The 15,091-nt window shown below is 67.9% G+C and carries 13 protein-coding genes; 2 read left to right on the top strand and 11 right to left on the bottom strand.

Annotated elements, in window-relative coordinates:
- Both ON39_RS43685 and ON39_RS48010 read left to right on the top strand, forming a co-directional pair.
- Positions 1-522 (top strand): MFS transporter (locus ON39_RS43685; protein ID WP_157195653.1); only part of this gene is annotated, 522 nt, incomplete at its 5' end.
- Between the two features lie 270 nt (positions 523-792).
- Positions 793-1,461 (top strand): DUF6193 family natural product biosynthesis protein, encoded by a 669-nt coding sequence (locus ON39_RS48010; protein ID WP_146251359.1) that lies wholly within the window; start codon positions 793-795, stop codon positions 1,459-1,461.
- 8 nt (positions 1,462-1,469) lie between these two features.
- Here ON39_RS48010 and ON39_RS43675 read toward each other — a convergent pair whose 3' ends face one another.
- From ON39_RS43675 to ON39_RS43625, 11 genes are all read right to left on the bottom strand, one after another.
- On the bottom strand, positions 1,470-2,660 hold the full coding sequence (locus ON39_RS43675) for an MFS transporter (protein WP_040743009.1): 1,191 nt from the start codon (positions 2,658-2,660) through the stop codon (positions 1,470-1,472).
- Complete coding sequence (locus ON39_RS43670; protein ID WP_051187896.1) at positions 2,657-3,952, bottom strand: condensation domain-containing protein; 1,296 nt, start codon at positions 3,950-3,952, stop codon at positions 2,657-2,659. The genes ON39_RS43675 and ON39_RS43670 overlap by 4 nt, the downstream gene beginning before the upstream one ends.
- Before the next feature lie 6 nt (positions 3,953-3,958).
- A complete protein-coding gene (locus ON39_RS43665; protein WP_051187895.1) occupies positions 3,959-5,257 on the bottom strand; it encodes an acyltransferase domain-containing protein in 1,299 nt (432 codons plus the stop codon).
- Positions 5,254-6,438, bottom strand: a complete 1,185-nt coding sequence (locus tag ON39_RS46605) for a class-II aminoacyl-tRNA synthetase family protein (RefSeq protein WP_146251358.1) — start codon at positions 6,436-6,438, stop codon at positions 5,254-5,256. Before ON39_RS46605 ends, ON39_RS43665 begins: the two co-directional genes overlap by 4 nt.
- Positions 6,435-7,601 (bottom strand): acyl-CoA dehydrogenase family protein, encoded by a 1,167-nt coding sequence (locus ON39_RS43655; protein ID WP_040743007.1) that lies wholly within the window; start codon positions 7,599-7,601, stop codon positions 6,435-6,437. Before ON39_RS43655 ends, ON39_RS46605 begins: the two co-directional genes overlap by 4 nt.
- A 1-nt stretch (position 7,602) precedes the next feature.
- Positions 7,603-7,851 carry an acyl carrier protein gene (locus ON39_RS43650; protein WP_040743005.1) on the bottom strand — a complete coding sequence of 83 codons (249 nt, stop codon included), beginning with the start codon at positions 7,849-7,851 and terminating at the stop codon, positions 7,603-7,605.
- Complete coding sequence (locus tag ON39_RS43645; protein ID WP_051187893.1) at positions 7,848-8,735, bottom strand: 3-hydroxyacyl-CoA dehydrogenase family protein; 888 nt, start codon at positions 8,733-8,735, stop codon at positions 7,848-7,850. The genes ON39_RS43650 and ON39_RS43645 overlap by 4 nt, the downstream gene beginning before the upstream one ends.
- Positions 8,732-9,475: a thioesterase II family protein gene (locus ON39_RS43640; RefSeq protein WP_051187892.1), complete on the bottom strand. Its 744-nt coding sequence runs from the start codon at positions 9,473-9,475 to the stop codon at positions 8,732-8,734. Before ON39_RS43640 ends, ON39_RS43645 begins: the two co-directional genes overlap by 4 nt.
- The gene (locus ON39_RS43635; RefSeq protein WP_051187891.1) at positions 9,468-11,699 is read right to left on the bottom strand and encodes a type I polyketide synthase; all 2,232 of its coding nucleotides are present in this window, start codon (positions 11,697-11,699) and stop codon (positions 9,468-9,470) included. Before ON39_RS43635 ends, ON39_RS43640 begins: the two co-directional genes overlap by 8 nt.
- A gap of 302 nt (positions 11,700-12,001) precedes the next feature.
- A complete protein-coding gene (locus ON39_RS43630; protein WP_146251357.1) occupies positions 12,002-12,409 on the bottom strand; it encodes a hypothetical protein in 408 nt (135 codons plus the stop codon).
- A gap of 46 nt (positions 12,410-12,455) precedes the next feature.
- A complete protein-coding gene (locus ON39_RS43625; RefSeq protein ID WP_040743002.1) occupies positions 12,456-15,077 on the bottom strand; it encodes a non-ribosomal peptide synthetase in 2,622 nt (873 codons plus the stop codon).
- Positions 15,078-15,091 lie beyond the last annotated feature (14 nt).

The raw sequence follows: 15,091 nt of genomic DNA, 5'->3' as shown, positions 1-15,091 counted from the left end.
CTCTACCAGCAGAAGGTGCTCGGCTACACACCGATCCAAGCCGGCCTCACCCAACTGCCACTGGCGATCATGATCACAACAGCCTCCACGATCACACCGAAACTGGCTCGACACCTCAACACCCGCGCCCTGCTGACCACCGCGCTGGCCCTGCTCGCCGCCGGGCTGGCCTGGCTCGCCCGCACCCCCGTCGACGGACGATTCCTCACCGACATCGCCGCCCCCTCACTACTCATCGGCACCGGCCTGGGCATCGCATTCGTATTACTCACCGCACGATCCACCACCGGCGTCCCCGCCGAACACACCGGTCTCGCCGGCGGACTCATCAACACCACCCGCCAAATCGGCGGCGCCCTCGGACTAGCCGGCCTACTCGCCCTCACCACCGCCGCCGGCGACTCCGGCCGCCAACCCCCACCCTCCCACCTGGCCCACGCCTACGGCACCGCGTTCATCGCCGCCGCCGCGATCGCCGCCATCGCGGCCCTGCTGACCGCCGTACTTCGCGACAGACGGTGAACGGTTCCGTCACGCTTTCGGGGGCGGCGCTTCCTTGAAGGACTGCCATCCGGCGCCAACACCACGCGACCCGACGGTGGTAGGAGCCGCACAGCTGGTCGGAGTCAGTCGTGGACGGCTCACGCCCGCTTGGCTTTTCAGAGCCCGCGCAATCGGCGCAAGCGAAATCTGGCGTGCAGCGGCAGAATTGAAGTTGTGCTACGACAACCGCGGCAACATATCGTTCGCCTCTATCCCGAGGTCGGTCGGGCCGGGAGTCTGCAGGCCGCGATGCAAGCCGAGCTCGACCATGCCGGCTATGCGCTGACAGCGTCATTGACCAGCAGTCCCGGCTGGTGGGACTGCGCGACCCGGGTCGGAGACGACCGCAGGCATGTGCAGACCGGCCTGGGCAGCAAAGAACGCTGGTTCATCATGGCGTTCTGGGAACGAGGCGTCATGATGGCAAGCGGAAAAACCGCCGACCTGGCCGCCTCGGCCGGAGCGATCGGCCTCTGGCAGACGGGGTCTCGCCTGCGCGAGCTGCAGACCACATGGCCCTTCGTCCGGTTCGGCGAACTCGCCGAAGCCTACGAACATGGTGACCCCGTCGAAACCAAATGGAAGCTCTACCTGCAGACGCAAGCCCGACACATCGACCACGACTTGATCGAGGCGGCCTACGCCCAACCACGACTACGGATGCTCTTCCCCTTCACCAGCCATGAGTCGCTGCATCTGAGTCGCTGCACCCGATTCCCTTTCACCCACGACCTCCCCGGCATCTTTCCCCTCTCCGACGGAACCTACCGAGTCATCTCGCCCAACCGCGTTCACATCGGCCACACCGACACACCACAAGAGGCCGTCAGCCTTCTGATAGACCACCTCCCCAGCGACTGCGGACCGGCCATCGATGCGACTGCTACGGAACTCGACAGGTCTGATTCCACAGAATGACGCGGTCCTCACTGAATGAGCCGGGACAGTTTGGACGGGACGCCTATCGCGAGGACGAACAGGCACATCAGTGCCAGCCAGCCCGCAGTGCCCAGGGTGAGCACGACGCCGGTCATGAGGATCGGGCCGTAGACCCGGGTGCTGCTGATTCGGCCGAGTCCGAATGCCGAGAGGAACTGGGCGCGTTGTGCCTCTGGCGCGATGGCATAGGACAGGGTCCACGAGGCGTTGACGTGACACAGTTCGGCCAGGGTCAAGAACACGATGGCGATCGTGAACCCGGCGGTCGCCAGCAGCGTCGGCAACCGTGGTGTGGTGACGAAGGCGAGACAGGCGAGGGCGAGGAAGGCAGGGCCCGCGGCGTACAGCCTGATCGCCGAGCGGGGATCGGTGGCCAGTCTGCTGGACGGCAGCTGGAGCAGCACACAGAGCACCGTGTTCACCGCGGTGAGCGGTCCGATGGCGCTGGCCGGGACGGTGGTCTGGCCGGTCAGCCAGAGCGGGAACGCGATGTACATGATCGGCAGCCACAGGGCCAGCAGGCTGTCGTAGCCGGCGAACGCGAGCAGCCGCCGGTCACGCAGCATGCGAAACCCACTGATCGGCCGCGCCGCCGGGACCGGAACGGCGACGGGGGGCAGCCCGGCGATCAGGATCGCGGCCAGCACGAAGGTGCAAGCCGTGAGACCGAGCATCCACTGATACGCGGCCAGGGTGCCGGTGGCCAGCGGGATGGTAGCGGCCAGCCCGCCGATGCTGATCCCCACGTTGAGCGCGGTGCGGTGGACCGCAAGCACTCGGCTCCGCATCTCCGGCGCCACGCGTTCGCCGACCAGTGCCTGGGTGAGCGGTTGCATCGATTGGTCGCCTGTCACCGCCGCGGCGGTGACCAGTAGGAACCCCCACCAGCCGTCTACCAGCAGATAGCCGCACATGGTCGCCGCCCGCCAGAGGTTCAGCACAACCACGGCGCGTCGTACTCCGATCCGGTCGGCCAGCGTGCCCACCGGCACGGCCAGTCCCAGGGCCGCCAGACCCGCGAGCGTGAAGCCGAAGCCGACGGACTGCTCGGACAGCCCGGCGACGCGGACGAAGTACACCGCGGAGGCCGCCAAGAACATGCCGGTGCCGACCCACTCCACCAGCGCGGCGAGCAGCAGCCGTGGCAGATAGCGGGCCGCGACCGATCTCACGGTCATCCGGCGTGACCGGTTCGGACCGGGGCGAGCCTGCTCCGCGGGTCATCCGCGATGGCGGAGAGGACGGTCAGATAAACCTCGGCGAGCGTCCGCACCCGCCCGGCACCCACCAGCCCCTCGGGGTCCTTCCAGAGCACCAGGGTGCCGGAGCTGTCCTCGCGGACATTCACCGTCAGGGTGAATCCGGCGCTGCTTTCTTTCTCCAGCATGCTCAGCACACAATCGCCCAGGTCCAGCCGCTGCACGTCCACACCGGCACGCAGTCCCGCGTGCCAGTACTGAAAGTCTGTCTGCCGAGTACGTTCACCGGCTTCTGGCCCGACGAGCCTCGCCTCCCGCATGATCGACTGGAGCGGAAGCTCACCGTAGCGATAACAGGCCTTGAGTTCCACCCGCAGCCGGGTCACCAGTTCGGCGTAGGTGTCAGTCGCGGTGAGCCGGTGCCGAATGGGCAACGCGTTGACGAAATAGCCGATTGTGTCCCGCAGCCCGGGTTCGGTGCGGCCGTGGAAGGGAAGGGTCACGAGCAGGTCGTCCACGCCGGTACAGCTGCGTAACGTCACCAGGTAACCGGCGAACAAGACGGTGAAGTACGAGACGCCCAGTTCCGTTGCCCGCGAACGTAACCGCTCGATCAGCGCCGCGGGCACGTCGGCCTGATGCGTCAGATAGGTGCCGTCCCCCGTCGGCGCCAGGTACACCGGCGGCATCTCGGTGCCCAGTACCCGCCGCCAATGCGCCCGGGCCGGGTCTCCCTGCGAGGTATCGGCCAGTGCCCGGGACCGCCGGGCGAACTCGACGAGCGGGCCTACTTGATCGGCAGGGGCGAGAGCCTGGCCCATGTACGCCTGCCGGAGCGACTCCAACAGGATCAAGGTCGATGCCCCATCGAACACGATGTGGTGCACGGTCACCAGGAACACCGTGTAGTCCGGGCCACGCAGCACATGCACCCTGGCCAGCGGGCCCTTGGTGAGGTCGAACGGCTGTTGCCATGCCTGCCGCGTGGCCTGAACCCGCTCCAGTTTCGTGACCTCGTCCACGACCGGGATCTCCGGGGCATCCTTCCAGCTGAGCACCGGCCCACCCGGGATTTTCTCGACTCGCCCTCGCAGCTGCGGATAGGCCTCGCCCAGTGCGGTCACCGCGGCGCGGAGCCGAGACATGTCCAGTGTGCCGCGCACCAGCATAGGTCCGGGAATCAGGTGAATGGGCCGCTCCGGCTCGAGCATCCAGGAGACCCACAACGCCTGCTGACCGACGGAGAGCGGAATATGCGAAACGGTGTCCATGTCTCCTCAGCTCGTCCCCAGCCCGACCTCGAATGGGCGCCAGTCGAATTCGATACCGGCGGCCCACAACCTTCCGGCTGTCTCGAGCACCACCGTCCGGTCCGGCGTGCGCTCGAAAGCACCCGGCAACGTGCGTGTCAGGACCGCGTCGGCGGGTAAGCCGGGGTGCGCCAACAGGATTCGGGACAGCGTGCGGCCGGGTCCCAGCTCCAGCACGACGGGTGAGCCGTGCTCCCAGAGCCGGGTGAGGCCATCGGCGAACCGCAGGGGTGCGACGACCTGACTCGCCCAGTAGCCCGGATCGGTGGCCCGATCGTCCGCCAACCAGTCACCGGTCACGGTGGACAGCAACGGAATTCGTGGCCGCTCCCGAGGCACGGCGGCGAACGCCGCCCGCAGCGGTTCGGCGATCGGCGCCATGGCCGGGCTGTGATAGGCGTGCGTGGCGGGCTGCCTGCGGGTGGCGATCCCCGCCGCCGCCAGCGCGTCACCGGTCTGCGCGAGGGTCTCCTCGGTGCCGGCCAGCACGGTCAGTTCCGGACCGTTGATTGCCGCAACGGCGCATCCCCCCAGATACGGGGCGATCGCCTCGACCGGTGCGCCAACCGCGAGCATGCCACCGCGGGGGAGCCGATCGATGAGGCGGGCCCGGGTGACCACCAGCCCCAGCGCGTCCGGCAGCGAGAACACCCCGGCGACGCAGGCCGCCGCCAGCTCGCCGACGCTGTATCCGAGCAGGGCGGACGGGGTCAGGCCCAGCGCTTGCCAGGTCTTGGCCAGGGCGTACTGGACGGCGAACAGCAGCGGCTGGGCCAGCTCGGTGCGGTGGATCGGCTCGGTGTCCGCCTTGCGGTCCAGCAGCGCGGCCAGATCCGACGACCGTCCCGCCGCGTCCGGCGGGTACAGCACCGGACGTAGATCCAGTCCGTGCCCGCGCAACAGAGACAGGCACTCGTCCAGTCCGGCCCGGAATTCGGGGAGCCCGGCGTACAGCCCGGCGGCCAGTCCGGGGTATTGGTCCCCGACCCCGGCGAACAGCCAGGCCATCGGCCGGTCCCGGCGGGCCAGGGCGGTCAGCACCCTGGTGCCGTCGCGCCTGCGTAGCCGGCGCGCCGCCTCGGCCGGGCCGGAGCTGACCAGCACCCGGCGCCACGGATGTGCTTGGGGCCCAGGCCATTCCCCGGTCAGCGTGGCGAATTCGGTCTGGTCCAGGCGGTCGAGCCGATCACACAGCCGGTCGGTGGCCTCCTCCAACCCCGGCCGGGTCGATGCGGAGAGGGTCAGCAGCGATGCCTGCGCGATCATCCGGCGAGTACCTCCGGCCATCCGCGGGGATCGGCACCGTGCTGGCACAGCACGGCGTAGGCCAGGCGTTCCAGCCCGAACCCGGCACACGCGGTGAACGCCGGCGCGCCGTCGGCGCCGGTGATCTCGTAGGCGTCGCCGAAGAATCGCTCATGGAAGTTGAACGAGCACACCGCCAGATCGCGACCCGGTTCGATCGGCAACCGGAACTCGTATTTGAGCCGCAGCACCTGCTGCGCCCATACCCGCTCGACGAGGTCGGCGTCGACGAAGAACGGGTCGCCCGCCACCTCGCATCGTCCGCCGAGCCCCAGCGCCGACACCAGTTCCCGGGACCGGAGCATCAGCCGTTCCCGGCAGTCGAGCACCTCGGCCCTCGAACCGAGGAAGACGATCTCCCGAATCGTGAAGTCCCACAATCGTTCCAGCGATCGCCGGTAGCGGGCCTCGTAGCGGAAGGACTTGCCGCGCGCGGTGATGACCGTCGGCCCCTCGGTCAGCGTGCCCCCGGTCAGCTGGTGGTAGGTGTGGAAGCACATGGTCGGCGGCAGGCAATGATCGAAATCCCCGCTGTACTCCCTGAGATCCGCCGGGAGGTTCTCGCCGGCGCCGAGCCGGTCGCGGAACCGCTGGTAGGTGTCCAGGTCGCCGTGCAAGCGCGAGACGAACATCATCATCTGCGGAAAGGACCGGAAGTACCCCGACCGGGCCATGACCGAGGTGGGGATCAGGGTGGGATACCGGTACTCCCTCGGATCGAACTCCTCGCGCACGAGCCCGGTGATCAACCGGTCGAGCGTGTCCATCAGCGACAACACCGGCTCGCCGAGCGCGATCTGGCCGTCCCCAGCCTCGATCGCGGTGCCACCGGCCAGCAGCTCGTCGAACACATCCCTCGGCGGTGTGGCCGGGCTCATCGACCACAGCACCTGCTGATCGACTCGCCTGCGGGCCAGCACATCGCTCTGCACCAGCCGGGCGAACTTGACCTCGAGGCCGGTGCGATCGGCGTCGCCGTCCAGCACCAGGTCGACGGCGTGGACACACTCGTCCGACCAGACCAGGGTGAAGTCCAGGATCGTCTCGGACACGAAGAACACCCGGGTGGCCAGGTATTCGACCCGATCGGCGGGAACCGGCGGATCCAGCTCGACCCGCAGCGTGTCGGTCACTGATGTCATCCGGCCAGCCCTCCCCGCACCCCGAGCAACTCGGCCAGCACACCTCGCTGCACGGAGGAGGAACCGGCGTAGATCGGCCCGCCGAGCGCGTCCCGCAGTTCCCGTTCGATACCGAAATCGTCCAGGTAGCCGCGGGCGCCGTGGATCTCCATCGCCGCCATCGCCGTCTGTACCAGGCTCTCGCTGACAAAAATCTTGGCTATCGTCGCGTCCTCCAGCGCGAACCGGCCCTGCGATTTGAGCCAGCCGACCCGATAGAGGATCAGCCTCGAAAGCTCGAGCCGGATCTTCATGTCGGCGATCTTGTGGGAGATCCCTTGGAAGGCGCCGATCGGCCTGCCGAACTGTTCCCTGGACCGAGCGTGCTCGATCGAACGGTCCAGCAGCCGTTGCATGGCGCCGGCCTGGGCGGCGAACATGAAGGAGCGTTCCCACTCGATGGTGCCGGTGAAGATCGGGTAACCGGCGCCCTCCGTGCCGATCAGATCCGCCACCGGCACCCGGCAGTCGACGAACTCGATCTCGCCCATCTCCGTGCCCCGCAAACCCATCTTGCCGAATCGCCTGCTCTTGCGGACCCCGGGCAGATCGGCGGGAACCAGGAACGCGGACAGCCGGTTCGGAGATCGGCCGGCCCCACCAGTGCGGGCGAACACCACGTACAGGCCGGCCGTCGGGCCGTTGCTGACGAACCACTTGGTGCCGTTGAGGATGTAGTGCTCGCCATCGCGCACCGCGGTGGTCCGCATGCTCAGCACATCCGAGCCGGCCTCCGGCTCGGACAACGCGTGCGCGCCGACAAGGGCGCCCGAGCAGAGCCGAGGCAGGTAACGTTCCTTCTGCTGCCGGCTGCCGTGTTCCAGCAGGTAGATCACGCAACCCCAGAGATGGTTGTTGATCGCGAATACCAGTCCGTTGTCCGGGCAGCCGTAGCCTAGGGCTTCCAGGGCGATCATCACGCTCAGCGGGTCGAGGCCGCTGCCGCCATATTCCGCGGGCACCGGCCAGCCCAGCACGCCGAACTCGGCACACCGTTTCCAGTCCTGCCATGCCAATGTGCCCGTGCGATCGGACTCGGCGAGCTCTCCGCCCAGCTCGGCCCTGGCGAAATCGATGATCCGGGTACGCAGTTCCCGCTGACCCGGCGACAGTTCGAAGTCCATCTCAGGTGCTCACCGGGGCGGATTTACGGGCGACGAACGCGGCGATCGCGTCGATCGTACGGAAGTTGTCCAGGTCCATATCGCCGCCGGAGAGGGTGACGCCGAAACCGCGTTCCAGCCACAGGACCAACTGCACGATGAACAACGAGTTCACCAGGCCGCTGTCGAACAGATCCTCGTCTTCCGCGATGTCCGCCCCGCCTGCGTGGCCGGACACGAACCGCAGGATGTCCGTCTTCGTGTCGCTCACAACGTCACACTCGCCTTCTGACCTACCGGTTCCCCGGTCTCGTAGCTATGGAAGCCCTGTCCCGCCTTGCGCCCGGTGTGTCCCGCGTACACCAGCCGCCGCAGCAACGGGCATGGCCGGTATTTGGGGTCCTGGAATTCCTCGCACAGCACCTCGAGGGAGCGCAGTACGGTGTCGAGTCCGATGAGGTCCGCGGTGGCCAGCGGTCCCATCGCGTGGCCGAAGCACTGCTGGAAGAGCTTGTCCACCTCGGCGGCGGACGCGACCTGCTCCCAGACCAGGAACATCGCCTCGTTGACGGTGAGCATGGCGACCCTGTTGGTGACGAACCCCGGCGAGTCGCCGACCACCACGCAGTCCTTGCCCACACTGCGGAACAGTCCGAGGGTGTGCTCGATGGTCGCCGCCGACGTATGGGTCCCCCTGATCACCTCGACCATCGGTTTGAGCGGCGCGGGGTTCATGATGTGCGTGCCGATTACCTTGTCCGGCCGCCCGGTGCACCCGGCCACCTTGGTGATCGGGATGGCGGAGGTGTTGACCCCGAAGACGGCCGAGGCCGGGCAGATCCGGTCCAGCCGCCGATAGAGCTGGCGTTTGATCGGCCAGTCCTCGGTGACGTTCTCGATCAGATAGTCGATCCCGGCCAGAGCGTCGGGCTCGGTGGTGCAGGTGATCCTGTCGAGTACCTCCTGCGGATCCCGGACCGGGAGTCCCGGCCGGATCAACGGACCGAGCTGAACGGTTCTGGCGATCTCCCGCAACGCGCGATCCAGGATGCCTTGGTCGATGTCCAGCAGGACCACCTGGTGGCCGTGTTCGGCGAACAACTGGGCGACCCCGGTCCCCATCGTGCCCGCTCCGGCCACTCCTATTCGTGTCATCTAGACGCCCTTTGTTCGGTTCGATTCACGTCGGCACGCACCGTTGCCGAAAGCAGCCGTCCCAGGCCTGCCGGGTCCTCCCTGATGTGGAAGTGGTCTCCCGGCCGGGAGCGCAGTTCGACCTCGCGCGCGGTGTGCGCACGCCAGCCCTCCATCGGCGATCGCGGTTCCCGATCGCCGGTCAGGACGGTGATCGGGCAGCGCAACGGGGCGGCGGGGGTGTGCCGATAGGTCTCCAGTGCCCGCAGGTCCGCGCGGTAACAGGCCAGCGCGGCGTGCAGCAGTCGTTCGTCGGCGGCGACGGCGGCCGGGAGCGGTCCCCAGCGACGCTCGATCTCGGCGTGCAGCCCGGCGTCGGTCAGCAGGTGCAGTGGTCGTGGCTGCGGGGGAAGCGGTGGGGGTGGGCAGGAGGAGATGAACAGCCGCACCGGCGCGCGGTCGAGGTTCCTGGCCACCTCGTACGCGACCAATGCACCCAAGCTGTGGCCGAATAAGGCGAATGGCGGTGTGAAGCGAACCTGTCCGACGATCGCCGCCACCAGTTCCGGTATCGAGCCGAATGCCCGTTCGCCGAGTTTGTGTGCCCTGCCGGGTGGCTGAACGGCCGCTATGCGCAGGCCGGGGGTGTGCGCCGCCCACCGCGCGTATTCGCCGGCGGCGCCACCGGCGTGCGGGAAGCAGTACAGGGTTGCCACGGTGGGCTGGGATCCGGCGCGCTCGATCGTTTGTATCTCAGCCATGCGCCGCCGCGCCTTCCCGCATGCGCGCCTCGATCAGCGTGGTCAGCTCCCGTATCGATGGCGCGAGGTACATCGAGCGCAGCTCTAGTTCCACCGGCAGTAGCTGCCCGACCCTGGCCAGCAGCCTGGTGGCGACCAGCGAATCTCCGCCGAGGTCGAAGAAACTTTCCTGCGAGTCGATATCCGAGATGCCGAGCAGTTCGGTGAACAGCAGGGAGACCGTGTCCTCGATACCCAGCCCGGGGATCGGCACGGGCGCCGCAGGCTCCTGCGCCGCCCGCGCTTCCAGCAGGTACGGCCTGCGCTGAAATGGGTAGCCGGGCAACGGCACTCGCCTGGGCGCTCCATCGTGGACCTGCGACCAGTCGACCGGTTCTCCGGCCAGCCACCGCTCGCCGAGCGCGGCGAGCGGCCCGGCGTATTCCCCTGCCTGGTCACCGGTGAGTGCCCGCACGGCATCCGCCCGGTCCCGCACCACCACGTATCGCCGGTATCGGTGCTCGCGCCTGCCCATCTGCAGCGTCCACGCGACATCCCGCAATTCCTGCTCGGGATGGCGTGTCAGATGCTCGGCGAGCCGCGCGGCGACCTCGGTCAGGGCGACCGGAGTTTGTGCGGACAGCGGCAAGAGCTGTTCGGCCGTCTCGCCGGTGGACGGTCGTGGCATCGGCGGCTGTTCCAGCACTGCGTGCGCGTTGCCGCCGCCGAGGCCACGCGCGGTGACCCCGGCCCGGCGTGGCAGTCCCCTCGGCGACCAAGGCCGGGGTTCGGTCACCACGGCGAAGGGACCGGCCGTGAAGTCGATGTCCGGGTTGGGCCGGATGTAGTGCAGGCTCGGCGGGATCACTCCGCGTTCCACGGCCAGCACCGTCTTGATGAACCCCGCGACACCGGCGGCGGCGTCGGTGTGCCCGATATTGGACTTGACCGAGCCGAGCCAGCACGGCTCGGCCCGAGGACCCTCCCCGGCGAATGCCTCGTTCAGCCCGGCGAATTCGATCGGATCGCCCACCCTGGTCCCGGTGCCGTGTGCCTCGATGTAGGTGATCGTGGACGGCTGCACGCCCGCGGCGCGCTGAGCGGCGCGGACCACCTCGACCTGTCCGCGTACCCCCGGCGCGGTGAACCCGGCACGCTCGCGGCCGTCGTTGTTCACCGCCGAGCCACGCAGCACCGCGTGGATGTGGTCACCGTCGGCGACCGCCTCGGTGAGCCGCTTGAGTACCACGATCCCGCAGCCGTCCCCGGTGACCACACCGTCCGCGTCCTGGTCGAAGGGGCGGCACGCACCGGTGGGCGAGGTGATCCCGCCGACCTGGTACCGGTGCAGTTCGGCCGGAACGTGCACCGTCGTGCCACCGGCCATGGCCAGGTCGCAATCCTTGGCGAGCAGCGACCGTGCCGCGAGGTGCACCGCGTACAGCGAAGTCGCGCACGCCGCCTGCACTGCGGCCGCCGGTCCGCGCAGGCCCAGTTTGTAGGCGACCTTGCTGGCCAGGTAGTCGGGGGAGGTACCGATCCGCAGGTCCCAGTCGGTGATCGAGCCGGTTTCCCGTTGCCGGTCCCGCAGGATCTCGGCGTAGGACGACTCACCGCACCCCGCGTAGACCCCGATCAGGCCCGGGAACCGGTCCGGGTCATACCCCGCGGCTTCGAGCGCCTCGACCGCGCATTCCAGGAAGATCCGGTGCTGCGGATCCAGCAGCGCCGCCTCCCTCGGGGTATAGCCGAAGTACTCCGGGTCGAACCATTCCGGGTCCCGCAGCACGCCGCCCGCAGGCACATACTCGCGGGTGGTGCCGCCGGGACCGGCGACGGTGCCGGGCGCGAGCCGGGTGACGCTGTCCAACCCGGCCACGAGGTTGTCCCAGAACTGATCGATGTCCGCGGCGTCCGGGAAACGGCAGGACATGCCGATGACCGCGATCGCCGTCTCCGGGTGATCGCCGCTCGTCTCCGCCGGCGGCGGCTCGGGCTGCGCCTGCGAGCCGTCGAGGAAGGCCGCGCAGGACCGGATCGTGGCATGCTTGAACAGATCGGTCAGGGTCGGATGCATATCGAGGCGATCCACGATCCGCTCGCGAACCTCTTCCATGAGCATTGAATAGCCGCCGACCTCGAAGAAATTGTCGAGCGCGCCGACCTCCTCGCGTTGGAGCAACTCACACCAGATTTCCGCGATGATCTGCTCGGTGCCGGGGGCCGGTGCTTGCCCGGAGTTCACCGCTCCACATCCCGGAGCTGCTCATCGAACATGGCGCCGTCCCAGGTTGGATAAATAGACACATCAACCCCCGATTGCATTTTGTACGCGAGGAGACGGGCACCGTTGCCCGCAAATGGCAGGCACACGAGAGATAATTGCTGCACACCCATCAGTACCCCCCGGCGTCCTGCGTATCCGTAACAAGATTTAAGGGCCGCTTGTGCGGTCGAGAAGTGCCCGCGCCCGGACCGTGTGGCGGTAGCGTTCAACGAAATTCAGTCGATGCTTCCGCGACTCCGTCGTCGCGAGCTCCTCATGAATCAATGATCACCCCTGGAGTAGTGCGCTGTCATCGGCTGGACGCGCACGATCGATTGACGATTCGCGCACCGGCTTTGCGGGCTACTCAAATAGATTGAGGCGGAGGGCGATTCGCCGCGCAGGCCCGGGTCGAGCGGGTCACGGCGGCAGCGGTCGAGACGGCGGATTCGGATCCAGCCGCTCGCCGTGTCTCCCTGCATCGTGAACAGCTTCTCGGATACCGCGCCGAGATATGGTGCGGCGAGTCTCATCTCGATCTCGAGACGATCTGTTGTGTGGATGAGATAGGGCGGGTGGAAGTCAGTGAGCGGCTGAATGCTTTTGCTAGCGCGGCGTTCTCGTCGGCAGCAGTTCGTGCCCGGTTCGCCGTAGAGGGTGTAGCCGGCGCAGAAGATGTTGTCGCGCAAGGCGTGTGCACTCATCGGCCCGCAGGCGTGGGTTGTCGACCTGGTGCTAGCCCGCGTCCATCAGCTCACGCACCAGCTTCACGAACTGCACTGCGGTGGAGTTGCTGTAGAACTGTTTCGGCGAGATCCTGGGCAGGTTGTGTTCCCGCATTTGATCAAGGGCCCGCACGACCAGCAGGGAATTCCCGCCGAGGGTGAAGAAATTGTCCTCCAGCGTCACCCGGGTATTCAGTAGCCCGCTCCAGATGCGCAGCACGTCATCGGTGATCCCGGTCGGCGCGCCGGTCGGACCTGCGGCCGGATCCGCTGCTCCGGCAAGGGGATCGGGCAGTCGGGCGATATCCGGTTTACCATTGATCGTCAGCGGGATCCGCTCGACCGGGGTGATCGTCGACGGCACCATGTAGTCCGGCAGTATCCCGCGGGCATGCGCGAATACCTGCGCCGGGTCGACACTCCCGACCGCCGCGACGTAGGCATCGATCCGGCTGCTCGCCGGATCGTCCGGATCACCCCGGTTGACCACGACGGCTGCGGCGCTCACCCCGGGCGCATCGAGCAGAACCGAGCGGATCTCGTCCAGTTCGATACGAAACCCACGCACCTTGACCTGGTTGCCCAGCCTGCCGAGGTGATCGAGCTTCCCGTCCGGCCGCAACCGCCCCTTGTCACCGCTGCGATAGATCCGTTCTCCCGTGACGTCATCGCGAAGGAACCGCTGCGCGGTGAGCTCCGGCTGCCCGAGATAGTGGCTCGCGACTCCCGCACCTCCCACGTAGATCTCACCCGCCGGCCCCGGGGGCAACAACCGGCCCAGCTCGTCCCGGATCGATACCGACCAGCCGGGTAGCGCGCGGCCGACCGAACGAGAACCGGCAGCCACCTCCGCCGGTGTCACGGTCTGCGCGGTCACGTGCACTGTGGTCTCGGTGATGCCGAACATGTTGACCACACGGCATGCGGTGGGGGAGTGCCGGGCGAACCAGGGCTCGATCATCCGCACATCGAGTGGTTCGCCACCGAGGATGATCAGCCTCAGCGCGAGGTCCAGCGGTGCACGCCGGTCCGTGCGCACAAGCTCGGCGAACGCGGACGGCGTCTGGCTCAGCACGGTGATGCGCTGCTCGGCCAGCACCGCGTAGAAGTCCTCGGTATCGCGGGTCACCCAATACGGAAGTATTACCAGGCGGCCGCCGGTGAGCAGGCAACCCCAGATCTCCCATACGGAGAAATCGAAGGCACTGGAGTGAAACAGCGTCCAGCTGTCCGCCGGGCACAGTCCGAATTCTTCGGTGGTTGCCTGTAGCAACGCCAGCACATTGCGGTGCGGCACGACGACGCCTTTGGGGCGGCCGGTCGAGCCTGACGTGTAGATCACATAAGCGGCGTCACCGCCATCGGCCGGTGCCTGCCCGTCCGTCGGTCCGCGCAGTTCGCCCGGCGTCAGCACCCGCATCCCAGGCGAACCGGGAAACTCCGCCAGGGTGGTGATGACGAGCGGCATCCCGGCGTTCTCCACAGTGAACCGCAGGCGCTCCGCGGGGTATCGCACATCCATCGGCACGTACGCGCAGCCCGCCTTGAGCACGGCGAGCAAGGTGATCACCAGATCGGCATCCCGCTCCAGACAGACTCCGATCCGACTGCCCTGGGGGATGCCCAGCGACCGCAGTCCCGCGGCCAACTCGTCGGCCAGATCGTTCAGCTGCCGGTAGGTCAGCCGCCGATCGCCTGCCACTACTGCCACAGCGTCTGGCTGCCTGGCCGTCACCTGCTCGAAGGCGCGGTCGATCCGGCCTTCCATTCGCGGAACCGGACCCGCCCCGCCCAGGTGGAGCACCTCCGCCCGCTCGGCCGCGGACATCAGCTCGATCTGACTGAGCGTCCGGTCCTCCGGCTGTCCGGCCAGGTGCGTGATCTGTGCGCAGAATCGGCCCGCGATCGCCGGATCCACGAGTCCCTCGTCGAACCAGCAGGTCGCCCGGTCTCGGTTCAGATGGATGGTGAGTGGGAAGACCGGTGCCAGGCACGGCAGATAGCGGCCCTCGCCGAAGGACGGGCTCCGCACGATCCCTACCGCGGGCGGCTCACCTGGCGGTACCGGTGCCTCGTCGAACTGGGCCAGGAAGTCCGCCATGGACCCCGACCGGTTTTCCTCGAACGGGTAGGCCCGGATCACGTTGTTCATCAGGTCCAGTACCCCCAGTTCCGTGCCGCCATAGCGGCTGATCGCCAGCGCGATCGCACCGAGGACGCGCCGCTCGCCGCATCCGGCCAGATCCACCGGCAGGTCGGCGACGACGCCCGCGCGGCGGGGATCCCCCAGCCCCCAGTCGATGCTGCCGGCCGGCGCGGGCTGAGGTTCCCAGTCGGGCAGGGCGGCGATCGCGGCGGTGCCCTCGGCGATCCGCCGCAGCGTGGCCGCCGAGAGCACAGATCGGACCGCCACCAGCACCAGGTCCGTCGTCCCGTCGGCATAACGCAACGCGACGGCTCGCAGCGGGGGACTGCCGGGATGGATCGGCCGCCGTGCCTCGGCGCGGACGTGGGCCGTGGCGCGGGGCCCATCCGGATCTCCCGCGACCGTGGTCTGCCAGATCCGAACGGGTAGGTCCGGCGGATCGGAAATCCGCACCACCAGGCTGTGGCATTCAGCGGCTGTGGTCATGGATGATCTACTCT

Source organism: Nocardia tenerifensis NBRC 101015, assembly GCF_000308715.1.
GTDB lineage: Bacteria > Actinomycetota > Actinomycetes > Mycobacteriales > Mycobacteriaceae > Nocardia > Nocardia tenerifensis.
This window is presented reverse-complemented; position numbering and strand designations above follow the sequence as displayed.

Excerpts from the sequence above, each read along its gene's own strand:
- ON39_RS48010 (WP_146251359.1), top strand. The coding sequence starts at position 793 with ATGCAAGCCGAGCTCGACCATGCCGGCTATGCGCTGACAGCGTCATTG.
- ON39_RS43675 (WP_040743009.1), bottom strand. The coding sequence starts at position 2,660 with ATGACCGTGAGATCGGTCGCGGCCCGCTATCTGCCACGGCTGCTGCTC.
- ON39_RS43670 (WP_051187896.1), bottom strand. The coding sequence starts at position 3,952 with ATGGACACCGTTTCGCATATTCCGCTCTCCGTCGGTCAGCAGGCGTTG.
- ON39_RS43665 (WP_051187895.1), bottom strand. The coding sequence starts at position 5,257 with ATGATCGCGCAGGCATCGCTGCTGACCCTCTCCGCATCGACCCGGCCG.
- ON39_RS46605 (WP_146251358.1), bottom strand. The coding sequence starts at position 6,438 with ATGACATCAGTGACCGACACGCTGCGGGTCGAGCTGGATCCGCCGGTT.
- ON39_RS43655 (WP_040743007.1), bottom strand. The coding sequence starts at position 7,601 with ATGGACTTCGAACTGTCGCCGGGTCAGCGGGAACTGCGTACCCGGATC.
- ON39_RS43645 (WP_051187893.1), bottom strand. The coding sequence starts at position 8,735 with ATGACACGAATAGGAGTGGCCGGAGCGGGCACGATGGGGACCGGGGTC.
- ON39_RS43640 (WP_051187892.1), bottom strand. The coding sequence starts at position 9,475 with ATGGCTGAGATACAAACGATCGAGCGCGCCGGATCCCAGCCCACCGTG.
- ON39_RS43625 (WP_040743002.1), bottom strand. The coding sequence starts at position 15,077 with ATGACCACAGCCGCTGAATGCCACAGCCTGGTGGTGCGGATTTCCGAT.